We start from the raw sequence: 16,315 nt of genomic DNA, 5'->3' as shown, positions 1-16,315 counted from the left end.
CGGTTCACGGCTCGCGACTCACGATCTCTCCCGCAGCGTCCGCCATCGATCAGCGACCCTCATCGATCCTCCTCCTCCGCCGCCATGCTCAACTTTCGCTCCATCCGCTGGAAGATCGCCGCCCTCGTGGCGTCGGTCGCCATCGTGCTGTCGGCGCTCGATCTGTGGCTGATCCCCGACCGAACGGCGCGGGCGAGCGAGGCCGAGCTGCACGAGCGCGCCGGGATCCTCGCCACGATGCTGAAAGAGCCCATCGGCGTCGCCATGGACCTCGAGCAGCCGCCGGAGACCTTCCCGGACACCCTGCGGGCCGCCATGACCGATCCCCTGGTCAGCTGGGTGTCCGTCTACGACGAAAAGGGCGCGCGCATCGCCGCGATCGGCGCGGTGCAGGCGCCCGGGAGCTCGGCGGACGTGCGGGGCGACGGCGACGGGGGCGTCGTCGTCAGCGAGGCCCCGATCCGCTCGCGGAACGGCGACCGCCAGCTCGGGACGCTCGCCGTGGGGCTGCGCAGCGACCGGATCGCCCAGCGCCGCGCCGACGCGCGCAGGACCATCGCCCTCCAGTCGGCGGGGATCATGCTGCTCGGCCTCGGCCTCGCGTGGGTCATCTCGGCGCGCATGACCCGCTCGATGGCCCACATCAAGGAGGCGGCCGACCGCATCGCCCGCGGCGACGTGTCGGCGCGGCTGTCGCTCCGGATCTCGGACGACGAGCTCGGGGACATGGCCAGCGCCTTCGAGCGGATGAACACCCAGCTGCGCGAGCTCCAGGAGACGGCGAAGCGGGTCGCGGGCGGCGATTTCACCTGCAAGATCACCGGCGACGGGGAGCTCTTCGCCGCCTTCCGGGCTATGGTCGCGAGCCTCCAGGAGCTCGCCACGCGCATCGGCAACACCTCGTCGGAGGTCGCGTCGGCCGCGGCCGGGATGTTCTCGTCGGTGCGCGAGCAGGAGACCACCGCCAACCAGCAGAACGCGGCGCTCGAGGAGATCCGCCGGACGGTGGAGGCCCTGACCGCCAGCGCCGATCACATCGCCAAGGACGCGGCCACCGTGCACGAGATGGCCCAGCGGAGCCTCGTCAGCGTCCAGCGCACCGCCGAGCAGACGCGCCTCGTCAGCTCCCACTCGGACCGCATCGGCGAGATCCTCTCGCTGATCCAGAGCATCGCCGACAAATCGGACCTGCTCGCCCTGAACGCCGCCCTCGAGGGCACCAAGGCCGGCGAGGTGGGGCGCGGGTTCTCGCTCGTGGCCGCCGAGATGCGCCGGCTGTCCGAGCACGTCATGGACTCGGTGCGCGACATCCGCAAGCTCGTGGCGGACATGCACGCGGCCTCCCACGCGTCCGTGCTCGCGACCGAGGACGGCATCAAGCTGGCCCGCGACACGGCCGCCGCCGCCGCCAAGATCTCGGACGCCGTGGACCACCAGCGCGAGGGGACGGCGCAGGTGAAGACCGCGATCGTCGACATCGTCGGGGCGGTGAACGACACGCTGACGAGCAGCGCGGACGCGACGCGCTCGGCCGAGTCGCTGCTCCAGCTGTCGCACGCGCTCAAGGCGACGGCGCGGGCCTTCCGGGTGAAGCCGGCCGGGGCGAAGCGCGAGAAGGCAGCCAGCGACGAGGCGGACGCGGATGAGGAGCCGGGCTGACCTCGTCGCCGCGTTCCACCGGGCCATGCCGGACCGCGTGGCCCAGGCGACCGACCTCTGGCTCGGCTTCGAGCAGGGCCAGGCCGGCAACCTCCCGGTCCTGCGCCGCCTCCTGCACACGCTGAAGGGTGAGGCGCACATGCTGGAGCTCGCCGCGTGCGGCGACCTCGCCGAGCTGGCCGAGACCGTCATCGACGCGGTGCGGGGCGGCGCGCGCCCCACGCAGCTCACCGGCGACAGCCTCCTCGGCGCGCTGGAGGCGCTCGGGCTCCTGTCGGCGAGCGCCGGCGAGGCGGCCGCGCTCGACCTCGGCCCCGTGCAGGAGACCCTCCGCGCGGCGCACGCGGAGCTCACGGGCGCCCCCGCCGGAGAGCCCGCGCCGCCGCCCGCCCCCGCGATCGAGAGCGCCCTGCCGCCGCGGCTCGACCCGGCGGACGCGCCGGACCAGGCCGCCCCGCCCGCGGCCCTCGACGCCGCGGCGGTCGGGGCGGTCCTGCACGAGATGCAGCGGCTCCACGGCGAGCGGGAGGTCCTCCAGCGGCGGCTCCGCGAGGCCCAGCGCATGCTCCGCGCGCTGCTCGTCGAGATCGACCCCCGGGGGGCCGCCGCGGACCGGGTCGCGGAGCGCATCACGAAGACGCTCGGCTACGGCGCGGAGATCGAGCGCCTCCTCGGCGCCGTGCGCGCCGACTGGTCGAGCAACGAGTTCGCGGCCGGGCGCGCGCTCGGCGAGCTCGACGAGGTGGTCCGCAGGGCGTCGGTGGTGCGCACCGAGCGCCTCCTGAACCAGGTGTCGCTCGCCGCCCGGAGCGCGGCGCGCATGCTGGGCAAGGACGTCGAGGTGCGGGCCCTGGGGACGGGGCTCCTCGACGCCGCCGTGGAGCGCCGCCTCGAGCCGGCGCTGCTGCACCTCGTGCGCAACGCCGTCGACCACGGCATCGAGCCGGCGGACGTCCGCGCCCGCCGCGGCAAGCCCGCGCGCGGGGCGGTGGCGGTGACCGTGGTCCAGACGGACGCCGCCGTGCGGGTCGAGGTGAAGGACGACGGCGGCGGGGTCGACTTCGCGCGCCTGCGCGAGGTGCTCGCCGACGCGGTCCCGGACGTCGCGTCCCTCGACGACGCCGAGCTCATCCCGTACCTGTTCGCGCACGGGCTCACCACGACCCGCAGCGTCGGCGCGATCTCGGGCCGGGGCGTCGGGCTCGACGTCGTGGCGCGGGAGATCGGCGCGCTGGGCGGGCAGGTCCGGGTCGACTCCAGGCCCGGCCTCGGGACGACGATCCTGCTCGTCGTGCCGAAGAGCCCCCACGGCGAGGAGGTGGTCCCCGTCACCTGCGGCCGGTTCCGGTGCGCGGTGCCGACGCACGCCGTGCACTCGGTGATGCTGCTGGAAGAGGTGCTGCACACCTCGGAGGGGCCGCGCGTGCGCCTGGCCGGCGGCTCGGGCGTGGAGCTCGTGCCGCTCTACGCGCTCGGGGCGGTGCTCGGCGACGGGGGCCAGCCCGCGCCGGGGGACGCGGCGCTCGTGCTGCACCACGCCGCGGGCCTGTTCGCGGTGAGCGTGGACGGGTACGAGAACCCGCGGCTCGTCGCCCTCGTCCGGTCGGAGGAGCTGCCGTGGAGCTCGCCGCTCGTGCGCGGCGTGGCGCCGACGGCGGACGGCGAGGCGATGCTGCTCCTCGACGTCGAGCGGGTGTTCGCGTGGGCGCGGCAGGCGCCCCGGGAGGCGCCGGCGCGCGCGGCGGCCGGCGCGCCGAAGCGCGAGCCGCTCGCGCTGGTCGTCCCCAAGCGCGAGCCGCTCGCGCTGGTCGTGCCCAAGCGCGAGCCGCTCGCGCTGGTCGTAGAAGACGCCCCGGTCGCGCGGGAGCTGCTCTCCGGGATCCTGCGGGCGATCGGCCTGCGCGTGGAGGAGGCGAGCGACGGCCGCGAGGGGCTCGCGCGCGCGCGGGCGGCGCCGCCGGACGTGGTGCTGACCGACCTCGAGATGCCGTACATGAGCGGCCTCGAGATGGTGGCGGAGCTCCGGCGCACGCCCGCGCTCGCCCGGGTGCCGGTCGTGGTGCTGACGACGCAGACCGCCGCGACCCACGCAGAGAACGTCGCCGCGCTGCGCGAGCTCGGCGTGCGCGCGGTGCTGTCGAAGCAGCGGTTCGTCGAGGAGGAGCTGCGCCGGATCGTCGCGGAAAGCCTCGGTGCCGCGTGACGACGCGGGTCGTGATCGCCGACGACTCGGACATCGCCGCGGGCCTGCTCGAGGCGATCCTGGAGGAGGACGCGGGGATCCGCGTGGTGGGCCGGGCGCGGACCGGGGCGGAGCTCCTGGCGTTGCCCGCGGTCGCGATCGCCGACGTGGTGCTCGTGGACCTGCTCATGCCCGAGCTCGACGGGCTGTCCGTGATCCGGGCCATCTCCGCCCGCGCCGGGGTGATCGTGGTCAGCTCGCTCCCGCGCGGCTCGGCCGCGGTCCGCGAGGCGCTGGCGCAGGGCGCCGTCGACGGCCTCGAGAAGCGCGATCTCGCCGGCGCCCCGGCCCGGGCGCGGCTGCGCGCCGCGGTGCTCCGCGCGGCCCGGCGGCCGGTCGCGGCGCGGGGCGGGCGCGTGATCCTCGTCGCGGGCTCGACCGGGGCGATCCCCGCGCTGGAGGCGCTGGCGCGGGGGCTCGGGCCCCTCGAGGTGCCGGTGCTGATCGTGCAGCACCTGCCGGATCGGCGGGAGCGGGACCTCGCGCGGGCGCTCCGCGCGCTGGGCGCGCGGGCGCGGCCGGCGCGCGCCGGCGACGCGCTCTCGCCGGAGTTCCTGCTCGCGCCGTCGGGGTCGCACATGGCCATCGACGGGCGCGGGCGGATCCAGCTGACGGGCGACGGGCCGGTGGGCGGGCACCGGCCGTCGGCGGAGGTCCTGTTCGCGTCGGCGGCGCCGCTCGCCCGGCGGGTCGCCGCGCTGGTGCTGTCGGGCCTCGGGAGCGACGGCGCCCGGGCGCTGCCGGCGCTCGTGGACGGCGGGGGCCTCGGCTTCGCGCAGGAGCCCTCGGAGTGCAGCGCGCCGGCCATGCCGCGCGCGGCGCTGCTCTCGTCGCCGCGGGTGCGGCCGATCCGCGTCGCGGATTTCGTCGAGCTCGCGCGGAGGTGGGTGCTCGGTGAAGGATGATCGCCCGCTGGAGCTCGCCCTCGCGCGGGTCCTGTCGCCGCGGCTCGGCCACGCGCCGTCGCGGTGGCCCGAGCCGCTCTACCTGCACGTGCGGGAGCGCGCGCAGCGGGCCGGGCTGGGCGAGGCGGAGTACGTCGAGCGCGTGGCCCAGGCCGGGGAGGCGGCCTCGCTGGCGATGCTGCTCGACGCCGCGACGATCGGGCACACGGCGGCTTACCGGCACCCGGAGCAGTTCGAGCGCCTCGGGCGCGTGCTGGCCGACCTCGCGCCGCTGCGGCCGGGCCCGCTGCGCCTCTGGTGCGCGGGCTGCTCGACGGGCGAGGAGGCGTACAGCGCCGCCGCGTGCGCCGAGGCGGCGGGGGTGGACGCGGCGGTGCTGGGCACCGACGTCAACCCGGTCGCGATCGCGGTGGCGCGGAGCGGCCTGTTGCCGCAGCGGCGCTCGGTGGGCGCGCCCTTGCCGGCGCCGTGGGCCGAGCGGGTGCCGGAGGCGCTGCGGCGGCGCGTGCGCTTCGAGGTGGCGTCGCTGACGGACGCGCAGCCGGCGCTCGGGGCGGGGCCGTTCGACGTCATCTTCTGCCGCAACGTCCTCATCTATTTCGAGCGGGAGCAGGTGCCGCGCCTGCTCGGGCGGCTCGCCGCGGAGCTCGTCCCTGGCGGCCACGTCGTCCTGTCGCCCGCGGAGGGCATCTTGCCGCTGCCGCCGGAGCTCCGGCGGGGCCCGGCGCCGGGCTGGCTGCAGCGGTCGGAGGGCGATGCCGAGGTCGAACCGGCGAGCCCGCGGGCGCCCGGCGCGCTGGCCGAGGAGGGGCCGGCCTCGGCGGGCGCGGGCGCGGGCGCGGCGGCGCGGGAGGCCGGCGCGGAGGCGGCGGCGAGGCTGCTGGGCGCCGGGCGCGCCGACGAGGCGGAGCAGGTGCTGGCGACGCTGCTCAACGCCGATCCGGAGCACCTCGAGGGGTGGTTCCTGCTCGGGGAGGCGCTGCTGGCGCGGGGCGAGCGGGCGCAGGCGCGGGCGGCGTTCCAGCGGGTGCTCCGCTGCTCGGCCGCCGGCGCGCGCCACGTCGACGCGGGCGCGCTGCGGCGCGCGGCGGCGCGGCGCGCGGAGGCGCTGCGCGACCCGCGCTGAGCCGCGGGCACGCCGCGCGCCGGTCAATTCGCGCCGGTCACTTCGCGTCGCCCGGCTCGCCCGGCAGCGCGATGGAGATCTCGACCCGCCCCGCGGGCAGCTTGCTCTCCCCGAGCGCGGCGCCGGCGGGGTCGTGCTCGGCGTGCCCGACCGCGGACAGCCGGGCTCCTGGCAGCGAGCACGCGTCCTGGAGGGTCTGCGCGACGCTCGCCGCCCGGGCCGCGGAGAGCGCCCACGGCGTCGGATAGCCGCTCTGCAGCGCGGGCGACACCTGGTCCGGAGGGCCGCTGACCGCGCCCACGCGGATCGGCGCCTGGCCGAGGGCCGCGACGGCGCCCGCGACATGGCACAAGAGGGCTCGGCCCTGCGGGCTCACGTCGAGCTTGTGGGGAAGGAACACCGCCGTCTCCGGGAGCGCGACGAACGCCTGACCGTCCGCGACGGCGACGGCCGCGGTCCCCTTCTTGATCTGCTTGTCGAGCTTCCCCGCGAGCTCGGTCTTGAGCTGCTCGATCCGCGCGAGGCCCGACTTCTTGGCGTCCTCGGTCTGCCGTCGCTCCGCGTCGAGCTTCTCGACCTGCGCGGTCTTTTGCTGGAGCTCTCCGCGCACCTGGCTCAGCGTCTGTTCGAGGTCTTTGCCTCGCTGGTTCGACCTTCGCTGCTCCTCGATCAGGAGCAAGTGAGCGCGGCGGAGCGGAACGTAGTAGGCCGCCACGAACGTCGCGCTCGCGACGAGGAGGAGCGCCGGCACGAGCCGGACCCAGCGCCAGAAGCCGGACGATCCAGCGCTGTTGCTGGCCCCGACCTCACCCGCTGTGCTCATGAATGCCTCCATGCTCCGCCCCCATCGGCCGCGAGAATACCTACATGGCGAGGATCCCGCCAGCGCCACGGGTCGCACCGCAATTCGCTGAAAAAATCCGTACCGTCTCGAAAGCGCGCCGCGCCGCATGTCGGTGTGTACAGGTGCGCTCGGGCCGTGGCATCCTCAGGCGCGCAAGGGAGGACTTTGTATGAAACCGCCGCCCCTTCCGGCCAGGCGTCCGGCGCCGCCCGCTTCACCCACCCGCTCTGCGCCGCCCGCTTCGACCATGCGCCCGGCGCCGCCTGCTTCGACCATGCGCCCGGCGCCGCCCGCTTCGACCATGCGCCCGGCGCCGCCCGCTTCGACCATGCGCCCGGCGCCGCCCGCTCCGGCGGCCGACGATCGCGAGAATCTCTGGCACGTCGCGATCGCGCCTGACGACATTAAGGTGCTCACATTGGAGAAGCTCGACGATCTGTTCCGGCTCGACGTCATCGACGAGTCCACGAAGATATGGAAGCCCGGGATGGCCACCTGGCAGCCGCTCGGCGTGGTGGCGGGGCTCGACGCGGACCCGCCGGCCGAGTCGGCGCGGGCTCCGGCGAGCACGGCGCGGCGGGTTCCGCCGCCGCCGCCCAGTCCTCCGTCGCGGAACATGGATTCGGATCATCCGACGCCGGTGGTGTCGAGCCTGTCGTCCATCATGTTTCCGGTCTCACCCACGATGCCGATCGAGGAGCTGGACAGCTCGCCGAACCTCGTGACGCGGACCGAGGTGCAGGCGCCCCCGGCGGCGATCCTCGCGGCGTCCCGGCCGACGCCGCCGCCCGGGATGCCGGAGTTGCGCGCCCCGCTGCTGATGATCCAGCCGGCCGAGGCCGTCGAGGCGCCGCCGCGCGCGCGGGCGCGCGACACGGGCCGGGCGCAGCGCCTGATGCTCGCGCTGTCGGTCGTGACGGGGCTGACGTTGACGCTCTACCGCAATGACGTCCTCCTCGACGCGGCGCGCTCCGCGGGGCGGGAGGGCGTGTATCAGAAGATCGAGACCGCGCTCGGGGGCCCCGGGTTCGGGACCCCGCGCTCGATCGATCCGCTCCGCGCGCCCGCGGAGCCGGCGCCCGCCAAGTAAGCGCGCCGCGCTCCTGCGCGTCTGCAACGAGCGGCGCTCAGCCCTTCCTGACACGCCCCCCCCGAGAAGAACGCCGCCGAGGCGCGGAGCACGCCGGGAGAATCGAGCGATCCTCTCCTTGGCATCCTTGGCGTCCTTGGCGGTTCATCTCCTTCTCACCAGAACGCCCCAGAGAAGGGAGCCGCCAAGGCACCAAGGACGCCAAGAGGATGAAGAGAGAGGCTCACTCGGCATCTCGCCGATTCGCCCTCTCCGCGCGAGCGCCGCTATCGTGCTCTCGCTGCCAGCGATGGCTCGCTGCGAGGCTCGCCTCCGCGTCGCGCGTCGCGTGAAGCGTGACGCGCTGGCCATAGCAGCAACCTCCGTGCCACTAGACTCGTCGTCTCGGCCACGCGTTGGTCATGTGCCGGCGTCGTAAATCAACCTTGACAGTGCGGACGACCTCTGCGCTTGCTATAGTAAAGACCTTACCCTAATCGGGGGTGCACCTTACCGGAAGCCATGCGGTCCCCGGTAGATGCCGAGGCTTTGTCCAGCGCGTCCACCGCGGCCTGGAGCGGTGGGATTTGGTCGGCAACGTCACTTGAAACGAAACAGTGAGGTAGTTCTATGTCGCTTGTTATCTCACGCGGCCCAGCTGTTTTCCTGGCTCAAGTTGGTTTGCTCACCACGGCTTCGTTGGCCGTCATCGGGTGCGTCCAAGCGGATCCCCTCGACGAGCCGGTCGAAGCTCACGCCGACGCCATCTTCGCCCATGATTTCGACGATAACGAGGCCGCCGCCGACGACACGTCCTTCACGTCGCGCGAGATCACCCGGGGTTTCGAGTATCCGATGCGGATCGTCTGGGGGCCGGACGACACCCTGTGGTTGACCGAGCGCACCGCGAAGCGCGTCGTGCGCGTGAGGCCGGAGGACGGCGTGCGGACCACGGCGATCACCATCTCGGAGGTGTACCAGTCGGGGGGGCAGGACGGCCTCCTGGCCCTGGCGCTGCACCCGGATCTGCTGAAAGGCAAGGGGAGAGACTACGTGTACGTCTCGTACACCTATGACGCCGACCCCGGTACGGAGGTGGACCGCAGGACGAAGATCCGCCGCTACACGTACGACCCGGCGACCCAGACGCTGGGGAGCCCCTTCGACGTGATCACGGGCCTGCCGGGGAGCGACGATCACAACTCCGCGCGGCTCCTGTTCGGCCCTGATCGGAAGCTCTATTACACGATCGGCGATCAGGGGAACAACCAGTTCGGCAGGAAGTGCATCCCCATCCGCGCGCAGGCTCTGCCCACGAAGGCCCAGGTCGCGGCGCACGACTGGTCGACGTACGTCGGCAAGATCCTGCGCTTGAACCTCGACGGGTCGATCCCGCACGACAACCCGCGGATCGACGGCGTCCGGAGCCATATCTACTCGTACGGCCACCGCAACCCGCAGGGCCTCACGTTCGGTCGCGGCGGCAGGCTGTATTCGAACGAGCATGGGCCGAAGACCGACGACGAGCTGAACCTCATCAAGCCCGGCAAGAACTACGGCTGGCCCCACGTCGCGGGTTATCAGGACAACCAGGCCTACACGTACGACAACTGGTCGGCCTCGAGCCCGACGCCGTGCGAGGAGCTCGCGTGGAACGACTACCAGGCCCCGCCCTCCGTCCCACAGCAAGAGGAGAGCGCCTTCAGCCATCCGGACTTCAAGGAGCCGCTCCTCACCTTCTTCACCGTCGAGGACGACTACCAGTTCTTCGATCCGGCGTGCGGGTTCCTCCAGTACATGTGCTGGCCGACGATCGCGCCCTCGTCGCTCCACTACTACCCCACGGGGTGGCACGGCATCCCCGGGTGGGGGAACTCTCTCCTGATGACCAGCCTGAAGAAGGGCGCGCTTTACCGGGTGAAGCTGAGCCCGAACGGGAAATCCGTGGTCGGCGAGCCCGTCGTCCACTTCGACACCACGAACCGCTACCGCGATCTCGCCTGGAGCCCGGACCGCCGGACGCTCTACGTCATCACGGACACCGCCGGAAACACGGGCGGACCGAACGGCGGCGCCACGAACGTCCTGGAGAACCCGGGAGCGCTCCTCGAGTTCAAGTACACCGGCTCGCCCTGAGCCAGCGCCGGAGTCGCGGGGCCCGCGCCGGTGCGGCGCAGGCCCGCGACCGCGCCCGGTCCCGAGCGCAGAGATCCCGCCTGGCCCGTAGCTGGCCCCTCCGCTGCGCGGCCGCAGCTCACGTCAAGCGCTCGAGGTTCCAGGATTTCCGCGGAGCGGCCCCTCGGCGATCGAGCGCTTCCGAGCGCTGCTGAACGAGGGCTCGGTCGAGCGGCGGACGGCGGCGCCTCGCCCGCTCAAAGCGATGGCGATGCGCGCCGACCATGGCAGCATGCATCGCACATTCCCCGCCGCACCGCGCCTGTGAACACGATTCCCGTCTGCACCGAACACGGGGCGTCGTCCCGTTATGCCATCATCGCGGTCCTCTGCGAGGGTTCGGACACCGTTCTTTACCGGGCTGTGCGCGAGGACGACGGCCTCCCCGTGGTGCTCAAGGTCCTGCGACGCGACCACGCCGACGCTCGCGCCCTCGGGCGGCTGCGCCACGAGCACGAGGTCGCCGCGGCGCTGAACACGCCGGCCATCGCCAAGGCCCATGGGCTCGGATCGGTCGGCGGCCAGGCGGCGCTGATCCTGGAGGACTTCGGCGGCCGCTCGCTCGAACGGCTCCTCGGAGAGCCGATGCCGCTCGAACGATTCTTCCCCCTCGCCCTCCGCCTGACCGACGCGCTCGCCGAGCTGCACCGGCACCACGTCATCCACAAGGACATCAAGCCCCAGAACCTGCTCTACAACGCCGAGACCGGGCAGGTGAAGATCACCGACCTCGGGATCGCCTGTCTTTCGCCCCGGGAGCCCCAGGACGTCGTCCACCACGGGCTCATCGAGGGGACGCTGGCCTACATGGCGCCCGAGCAGACAGGCCGGATGAACCGCTGGATCGACGAGCGGACCGATCTGTACTCCCTCGGCGTCACCTTCCACGAGATGCTGACCGGCGCCTTGCCGTTCCGGGCCAGCGATCCCGTCGAATGGGTCTATTGCCACATCGCGAAGAAGCCGCCGGCGGCGCACGCGCTCGTCCCCTCGATTCCCCCGCTCCTGTCCGCGGTCGTGCTCAAGCTGCTCTCCAAGGCCGCCGAGGAGCGTTACCAGAGCGCGCTCGGGCTGCGGCACGACCTGGACGCGTGCTTCGCCCGGTGGAGGGCGAGCGGCGCCATCGAGCGCTTCCCGCTCGGGCAGCGCGACGTCTCGGACCGGTTCCAGGTCCCGCAGCGGCTGTACGGGCGCGAGCGCGAGGTGGAGGCGTTGCTCGCCGCGTTCGAGCGGGTGGTGACGCAGGACCGGCCAGTGCTCGTGCTCGTGTCGGGCTATTCGGGCATCGGCAAGTCGTCGCTGGTCGCCGAGCTGCACCGACCGGTCGTGAGGGAGCGGGGGTTCTTCCTCTCGGGCAAGTTCGATCAGCTCAAGAGGGATATGCCGTACCACGCCTTTCTCCAGGCGTTCCGGGGGCTGGTGCAGGAAATCCTGTGCGTGAGCGAGGAGGAGCTCGAGCGCTGGAGGCAGCGCCTCCGGGAGGCCCTCGGCCCGAACGGCGGGCTGCTCGCCGGCGTGCTCCCCGAGCTCGAGCTGCTCCTCGGCCCACAGCCGCCCGCGCCGGAGCTCCCGGCGGTCGAGGCCCGGCACCGGGTCCACGCGACGCTCCAGCGCTTCGTCGCGGCGTGCGCGCAGAAGGAGCGCCCGATGGTGCTCTTCCTGGACGATCTGCAATGGGCCGACGCGGCGAGCCTCCAGCTGCTCGATCAGCTCGTCACGTACGCCGAGGCCGAGCACCTCCTCTTGATCGGCGCCTACCGGGACAACGAGGTCGGTCCGGCGCACCCGCTGTCGCTCATGCTGGCCGACGCGCGGAGGCGCGGCGCCGTCATCAGCGACATCGTCCTCGCGCCGCTCTCGGCCTCCGATGTCGGGGCGCTCGTCGCCGGGGCGGTCCACGCCGGCGCCGACGAGGTCGAGCCGCTCTCGCGGCTGGTCTACGAGAAGACCGGCGGCAACCCGTTCTTCGTGCTCCAGTTCCTGCTCGCGCTGCACGAAGAGGGGCTCATCGCCTTCGACGCGGGCAAGGCGGCGTGGCGATGGGACATCGCCGCGATCCGCGACAAGGGCTTCAGCGACAACGTCATCGACCTGATGGTGGGCAAGCTGAAGCGACTCTCGGCCTCGACGCAGGACGCGCTCAAGCTCGCCGCGTGCCTCGGCAGCAGCCTCACCCTCGACACCCTCGCGGTGGTCGCGAACCGTCGGGCGGCGGAGCTCCGTGACGCGCTCGAGGAGGCTGTGCGCGAGGGGCTGCTCCTCCGCCGGAACGGCGACTACCGGTTCCTCCACGACCGCGTGCAGCAGGCCGCTCACGCGCTCATCCCGGCGGCGCAGCTCGCCGAGGTGCACCTCTGCATCGGCCGGCTGCTCCTGAAGGGGCAAAGCGCGGGCGAGCGCGAGGAGGCGCTCTTCGACATCGTCGGCCACCTCAACCGCGGCGCCGCGCTCATCCGCTCCCCGGCGGAGCGGGGCGACCTCGCCGCGCTGAACCTCCGCGCCGGCAGGCGAGCCCGGGCCGCGGCGGCCCACGAGTCTGCGGGCGCCCTCTTCGCCGCGGGCATGGCCCTCCTCGGCGAGGATCGCTGGGAGACGCAGTACCAGCTGACCTATGACCTGAGCCTCGAGCGCGCGCGCTCCGCGTACATCACCGGCAGCTTCGAGGAAGCCGAGCGGCTCCTGGGAGAGCTCATGGATCGCGCGAGGACCAAGATCGAGACGGCCGCCGCCGTCGAGCTCGCCGCCGCCATCTCCCAGACCCGCGGACAATGCGCCCGCGCGGTGGAGATCGGGCTCTCGTGGCTCCGCGCTTGCGACATCGATCTTCCGCTCCACCCCTCAGGCGCGCGGCTCGATGAGGAGACGAAGAGCGTCTGGCAGGCCCTGCGCGACCGGCCGATCGAGGACCTGATCCGCCTGCCGCCCATGACGCACCCGGAGATCAAGGTCATGATGGACGTGCTGCAGGGGGTGACGGCCCCTGCGATCTTCGTGGACCACGACCTGCACTATCTGCTCGTCATGCGCATGGTCAAGCTCAGCCTGCTCCACGGCAACGCCGAGAGCTCCGCCCTCGCGTACGCCGCCTTCGCGAGGCTGATCGGCCCGCGGTTCGGGCGATACAAGGAGGCTTACCTCTTCGGCAAGCTCGGCTACGACCTGGCAGACAGGAGCGGCTCTCTCACCACGAAATCGCTGGTGTTCACCCTCTTCGGGCAGATGGTCGTCTTCTGGACACGCCACTACAGAGAGACGTATCCCTATACGCGCGCCGGCTTCAGCGCCGCGGCCGACTCCGGTCATCTGAACATGGCGTGCTTCAACTGCATCTGGGCCGCGCTGTTCCCGCTGCTCTCTGGCGAGCCGCTGGAGAACGTGCTCCACGAGCTCGAAGAGCGCCTCGGCTTCGTGCGCAGGGCCGGCTACGCGTTCGCGCACAGCGCCCTCGTCGGCGGCCACGCCATGATCCAGACGCTGCGAGGCAGGCCGGTCCACTTCCCGACGCTGGACGGCGCCGCTCTGGATCGGTCGACCTTCGAGGCGCGGCTGAGCGAGGGAGATCTCCAGGGCGCCCGCGGTCTCTATTACAGCTTGGAGGCTCAGGCGCTCTTCGTGCTCGGCTCTCCCAGGGCGGCGCTGGCCGCAGCGACCCGCGTGACGGTCGAGCACCCCTGGACGACCGAGCCGTACGCGCTCATCGCCGAGAACGTCTATTACCTCGCGCTCGCGCTGGCGACCCTCGCCGACGAGGCGCAGCCGTCCCCGCCCGGAGCGCTCCCCGCGCAGCTCCTCGACTGCGAGCGGCAGCTCGGCGAGTGGGCCAGGAGCTGCCCCGACAATTTCCTCCACAAGCACGCGCTGGTCCGCGCCGAGATCGCCCGGCTCCGAGGGGACGACCCGGAGGCCGCCCGGCTCTACGAGCAGGCCATCGCGTCGGCGCGGGAGGGCGGCTTCGTCCAGCACGAGGCCATCGCCTGCGAGCTCGCCGCGGGGTTCTACCGCGCGCGGGGCCTGTCCATCCCCGAAGGCGCCTACCTGCAAAAGGCCCGCGCCGGGTTCTTTCGCTGGGGCGCCCACGCCAAGGTGGAGCAGCTCGACCAGCGCTATCCCCACCTCGTCGACCGCAAGCCGATCGCGCCCACCGTCACCTTCGCCGTGCGGGCCGAGCAGTTCGACGTCCTGTCCGTGGTCAAGGCCTCGCAGCGCATCTCCGGCGAGCTCAAGCTCCCGCGCCTGCTCGAGATGCTGCTGCGCATCGTGGCCGAGCACGCGGGCGCCGACGTGGGATGCGTGCTCCTCGTCCGGGGTGAACATGCGTGGACCGCGGCGATCGAGGCGCCGAGCGGCGCGGTGCGGCTGCTCGGCGCGGACGAGGCGTCCTCGGCCGCGCTGCCGCAGTCGGTCCTCAACTATGTTCGCCGCAGCCACGAGCGCGTGCTGCTCGACGACGCCGCCGCCCGGCACCCCTTCATGGAGGACGAGTATTTCAGGCGCAGGCGCACGAGATCGATGCTGTGCCTCCCGATCGTGCGCCAGGACCGGCTGCTCGGCGTGCTCTATCTGGAGAACAACCTCGTCACCGGCGCCTTCACCCCCGCGCGGCTCAGCGTCGTCGAGCTGCTCGCCTCGCAGTCGGCGATCTCGCTGGAGAACGCCCTGCTCTATGCCGAGCTGGAGGAGGAGAACGCCGAGCGACGGCGGGCGGAACAGGCGCTGAAGACCAACCAGCAGACGCTCCAGGCCATCATCGACAACTCACCGGCGTCCATCTACGTCAAGGATCACCAGGGCCGACACCTGCTCGTCAACCGGCACGTGGGCAACATCTTGCGCCTGCCGCCCGAGCAGATCCTCGGCAAGAAGGTCGCCGACGTGTTCGCTGCTCCGCTCGCCGCGACCATCGAAGACCACGACCGGAGGGTGCTCGCCGCGGGCGTGCCGATGGAGTGGGAGGAGGAGGTGCGGCTGGAGGACGGGCTGCACACCTTCCTGTCGGTCAAGTTCCCTCTCGGCGAGGGGCCCACGCCTCCCGCGCTCTGCGGCATCTCCACCGACATCACGGAGCGCAAGCGCGCCGAGCGGGCCGAGCGCTTCCTGGCCGAGGCGAGCCGCAAGCTGATGGCCCTCGGCTACGGCGCGACCCTCGAGAGCGTGGCGCAGCTCGCGGTGCCCGAGCTGGCCGACCGGTGCGTCATCGACGTCGACCTCGCCCGCGGCGCCCTGGGACACACGGTGACCGCAGGGATGTCCGCCGCGCTGGCCGACGCGGTCGCGGACGCGCTGCGGCCCCTGGCAGCGGCGTCGCTCGACCGGCCCGAGGTCGGCGACCTCCGCGCCGCGCCCCTGCTGCAGCAGCTCGATATTCACGCGTTCCTCCGGGTTCCGCTGGTCGCGCGCGACCGGTGCCTCGGGGTCATGACCCTGCTCTCGACAACGCCCCAACGCCGCTACGGCCCCGCCGATCTGCGGCTGGCCGAGGAGCTCGGGTACCGCGCGGCGCTCGCGCTCGACAACGCCCGTCTGTTCGCCGACGCCCAGGAGGCCATCGCGCGGAGGGATGAGTTCCTCGTCGTCGCCTCCCACGAGCTCAAGACGCCGCTGACCTCGCTGCAGCTGCAGGCGCAGCGCGTCGAGCTGCTGTTGCGCCGCCACCAGCGCGCGGAGCTCGCCCCGGAGCGGATCGAGGGGGCGCTCCGCGTCTTCCATCGGCAGCTCGCGCGGCTCGGACACCTCGTGAACGAGCTGCTCGACGTCACGACGCTGAACGCCGGGCGGCTGACGCTCGCGCGCGCGCCCGTCGGTCTCGCGGACCTGACCCGCGACGTGCTCGAGCGGCTGAGCCACCAGCTCGCCGACGCGGGCTGCCGGACCGAGCTCGATCTGGAAGAGCCCGTGATCGGGCGCTGGGATCCGTCTCGCGTGGAGCAGGTCCTGCTCAACCTCCTGTCGAACGCGATGAAATACGGCGCCGGCGGCCCCATTCACGTCAGCGTGCGCCGGCGGGAAGGCCACGCCCTGCTCGCGGTCCGAGATCAGGGGATCGGTATCGCGGAGGCGGATCAGGCCAGGATCTTCGAGCGCTTCGAGCGCGCGGTGTCGGTCTGCAACTTCGGCGGCCTCGGCCTTGGGCTGTATATCGCGCGCTGCATCGTGATCGCGCATGGCGGATCCATCCGCGTGGAGAGCCAGCCGGGCGCCGGCGCGACGTTCTTCGTGGAGCTCCCGCTGGACCCGACAGAGGCGGACGAGCGCGGCGCCGAGCCGGCCTAGACTGGAACGCCGAACGGGTTGAAAC

General features: G+C 72.7%; 9 protein-coding genes. 8 read left to right on the top strand and 1 reads right to left on the bottom strand.

What is annotated here, in order from left to right:
* Positions 1-84 precede the first annotated feature (84 nt).
* Genes WME83_RS05760 through WME83_RS05745 form a run of 4 tightly spaced genes read left to right on the top strand, consistent with a single transcriptional unit; the run spans position 85 to position 5,932 of the window.
* Entirely contained in the window at positions 85-1,659 is a 1,575-nt protein-coding gene (locus WME83_RS05760; protein ID WP_437318246.1) for a methyl-accepting chemotaxis protein, read from the top strand.
* Positions 1,643-3,862, top strand: a complete 2,220-nt coding sequence (locus WME83_RS05755; protein ID WP_437318245.1) for a response regulator — start codon at positions 1,643-1,645, stop codon at positions 3,860-3,862. The genes WME83_RS05760 and WME83_RS05755 overlap by 17 nt, the downstream gene beginning before the upstream one ends.
* A complete protein-coding gene (locus WME83_RS05750) occupies positions 3,859-4,806 on the top strand; it encodes a chemotaxis protein CheB (RefSeq protein WP_437318244.1) in 948 nt (315 codons plus the stop codon). Before WME83_RS05755 ends, WME83_RS05750 begins: the two co-directional genes overlap by 4 nt.
* Positions 4,796-5,932: a CheR family methyltransferase gene (locus WME83_RS05745; RefSeq protein ID WP_437318243.1), complete on the top strand. Its 1,137-nt coding sequence runs from the start codon at positions 4,796-4,798 to the stop codon at positions 5,930-5,932. The genes WME83_RS05750 and WME83_RS05745 overlap by 11 nt, the downstream gene beginning before the upstream one ends.
* 37 nt (positions 5,933-5,969) lie before the next feature.
* Here the strand turns inward: WME83_RS05745 and WME83_RS05740 are convergent, their stop codons facing one another.
* On the bottom strand, positions 5,970-6,755 hold the full coding sequence (locus WME83_RS05740; protein WP_437318242.1) for a hypothetical protein: 786 nt from the start codon (positions 6,753-6,755) through the stop codon (positions 5,970-5,972).
* 156 nt (positions 6,756-6,911) lie between these two features.
* Between WME83_RS05740 and WME83_RS05735 the strand changes: the two genes are divergently transcribed.
* The 4 genes from WME83_RS05735 (at position 6,912) to WME83_RS05720 (ending at position 16,290) form a co-directional block, all read left to right on the top strand.
* On the top strand, positions 6,912-7,175 hold the full coding sequence (locus WME83_RS05735; RefSeq protein WP_437318241.1) for a hypothetical protein: 264 nt from the start codon (positions 6,912-6,914) through the stop codon (positions 7,173-7,175).
* 10 nt (positions 7,176-7,185) lie between these two features.
* The gene (locus WME83_RS05730) at positions 7,186-7,866 is read left to right on the top strand and encodes a DUF4339 domain-containing protein (protein ID WP_437318240.1); all 681 of its coding nucleotides are present in this window, start codon (positions 7,186-7,188) and stop codon (positions 7,864-7,866) included.
* Between the two features lie 660 nt (positions 7,867-8,526).
* Positions 8,527-9,981 carry a glucose/sorbosone family PQQ-dependent dehydrogenase gene (locus WME83_RS05725; RefSeq protein ID WP_437318239.1) on the top strand — a complete coding sequence of 485 codons (1,455 nt, stop codon included), beginning with the start codon at positions 8,527-8,529 and terminating at the stop codon, positions 9,979-9,981.
* A gap of 303 nt (positions 9,982-10,284) precedes the next feature.
* Positions 10,285-16,290 (top strand): AAA family ATPase, encoded by a 6,006-nt coding sequence (locus WME83_RS05720; RefSeq protein ID WP_437318238.1) that lies wholly within the window; start codon positions 10,285-10,287, stop codon positions 16,288-16,290.
* Positions 16,291-16,315 lie beyond the last annotated feature (25 nt).

The organism is Sorangium sp. So ce385, assembly GCF_051474135.1.
In the GTDB taxonomy this organism is placed as follows: domain Bacteria; phylum Myxococcota_A; class Polyangia; order Polyangiales; family Polyangiaceae; genus Sorangium; species Sorangium cellulosum_D.
The sequence above is the reverse complement of the archived record's forward strand: the minus strand, read 5'-3'. Positions and strand labels throughout refer to the sequence as shown.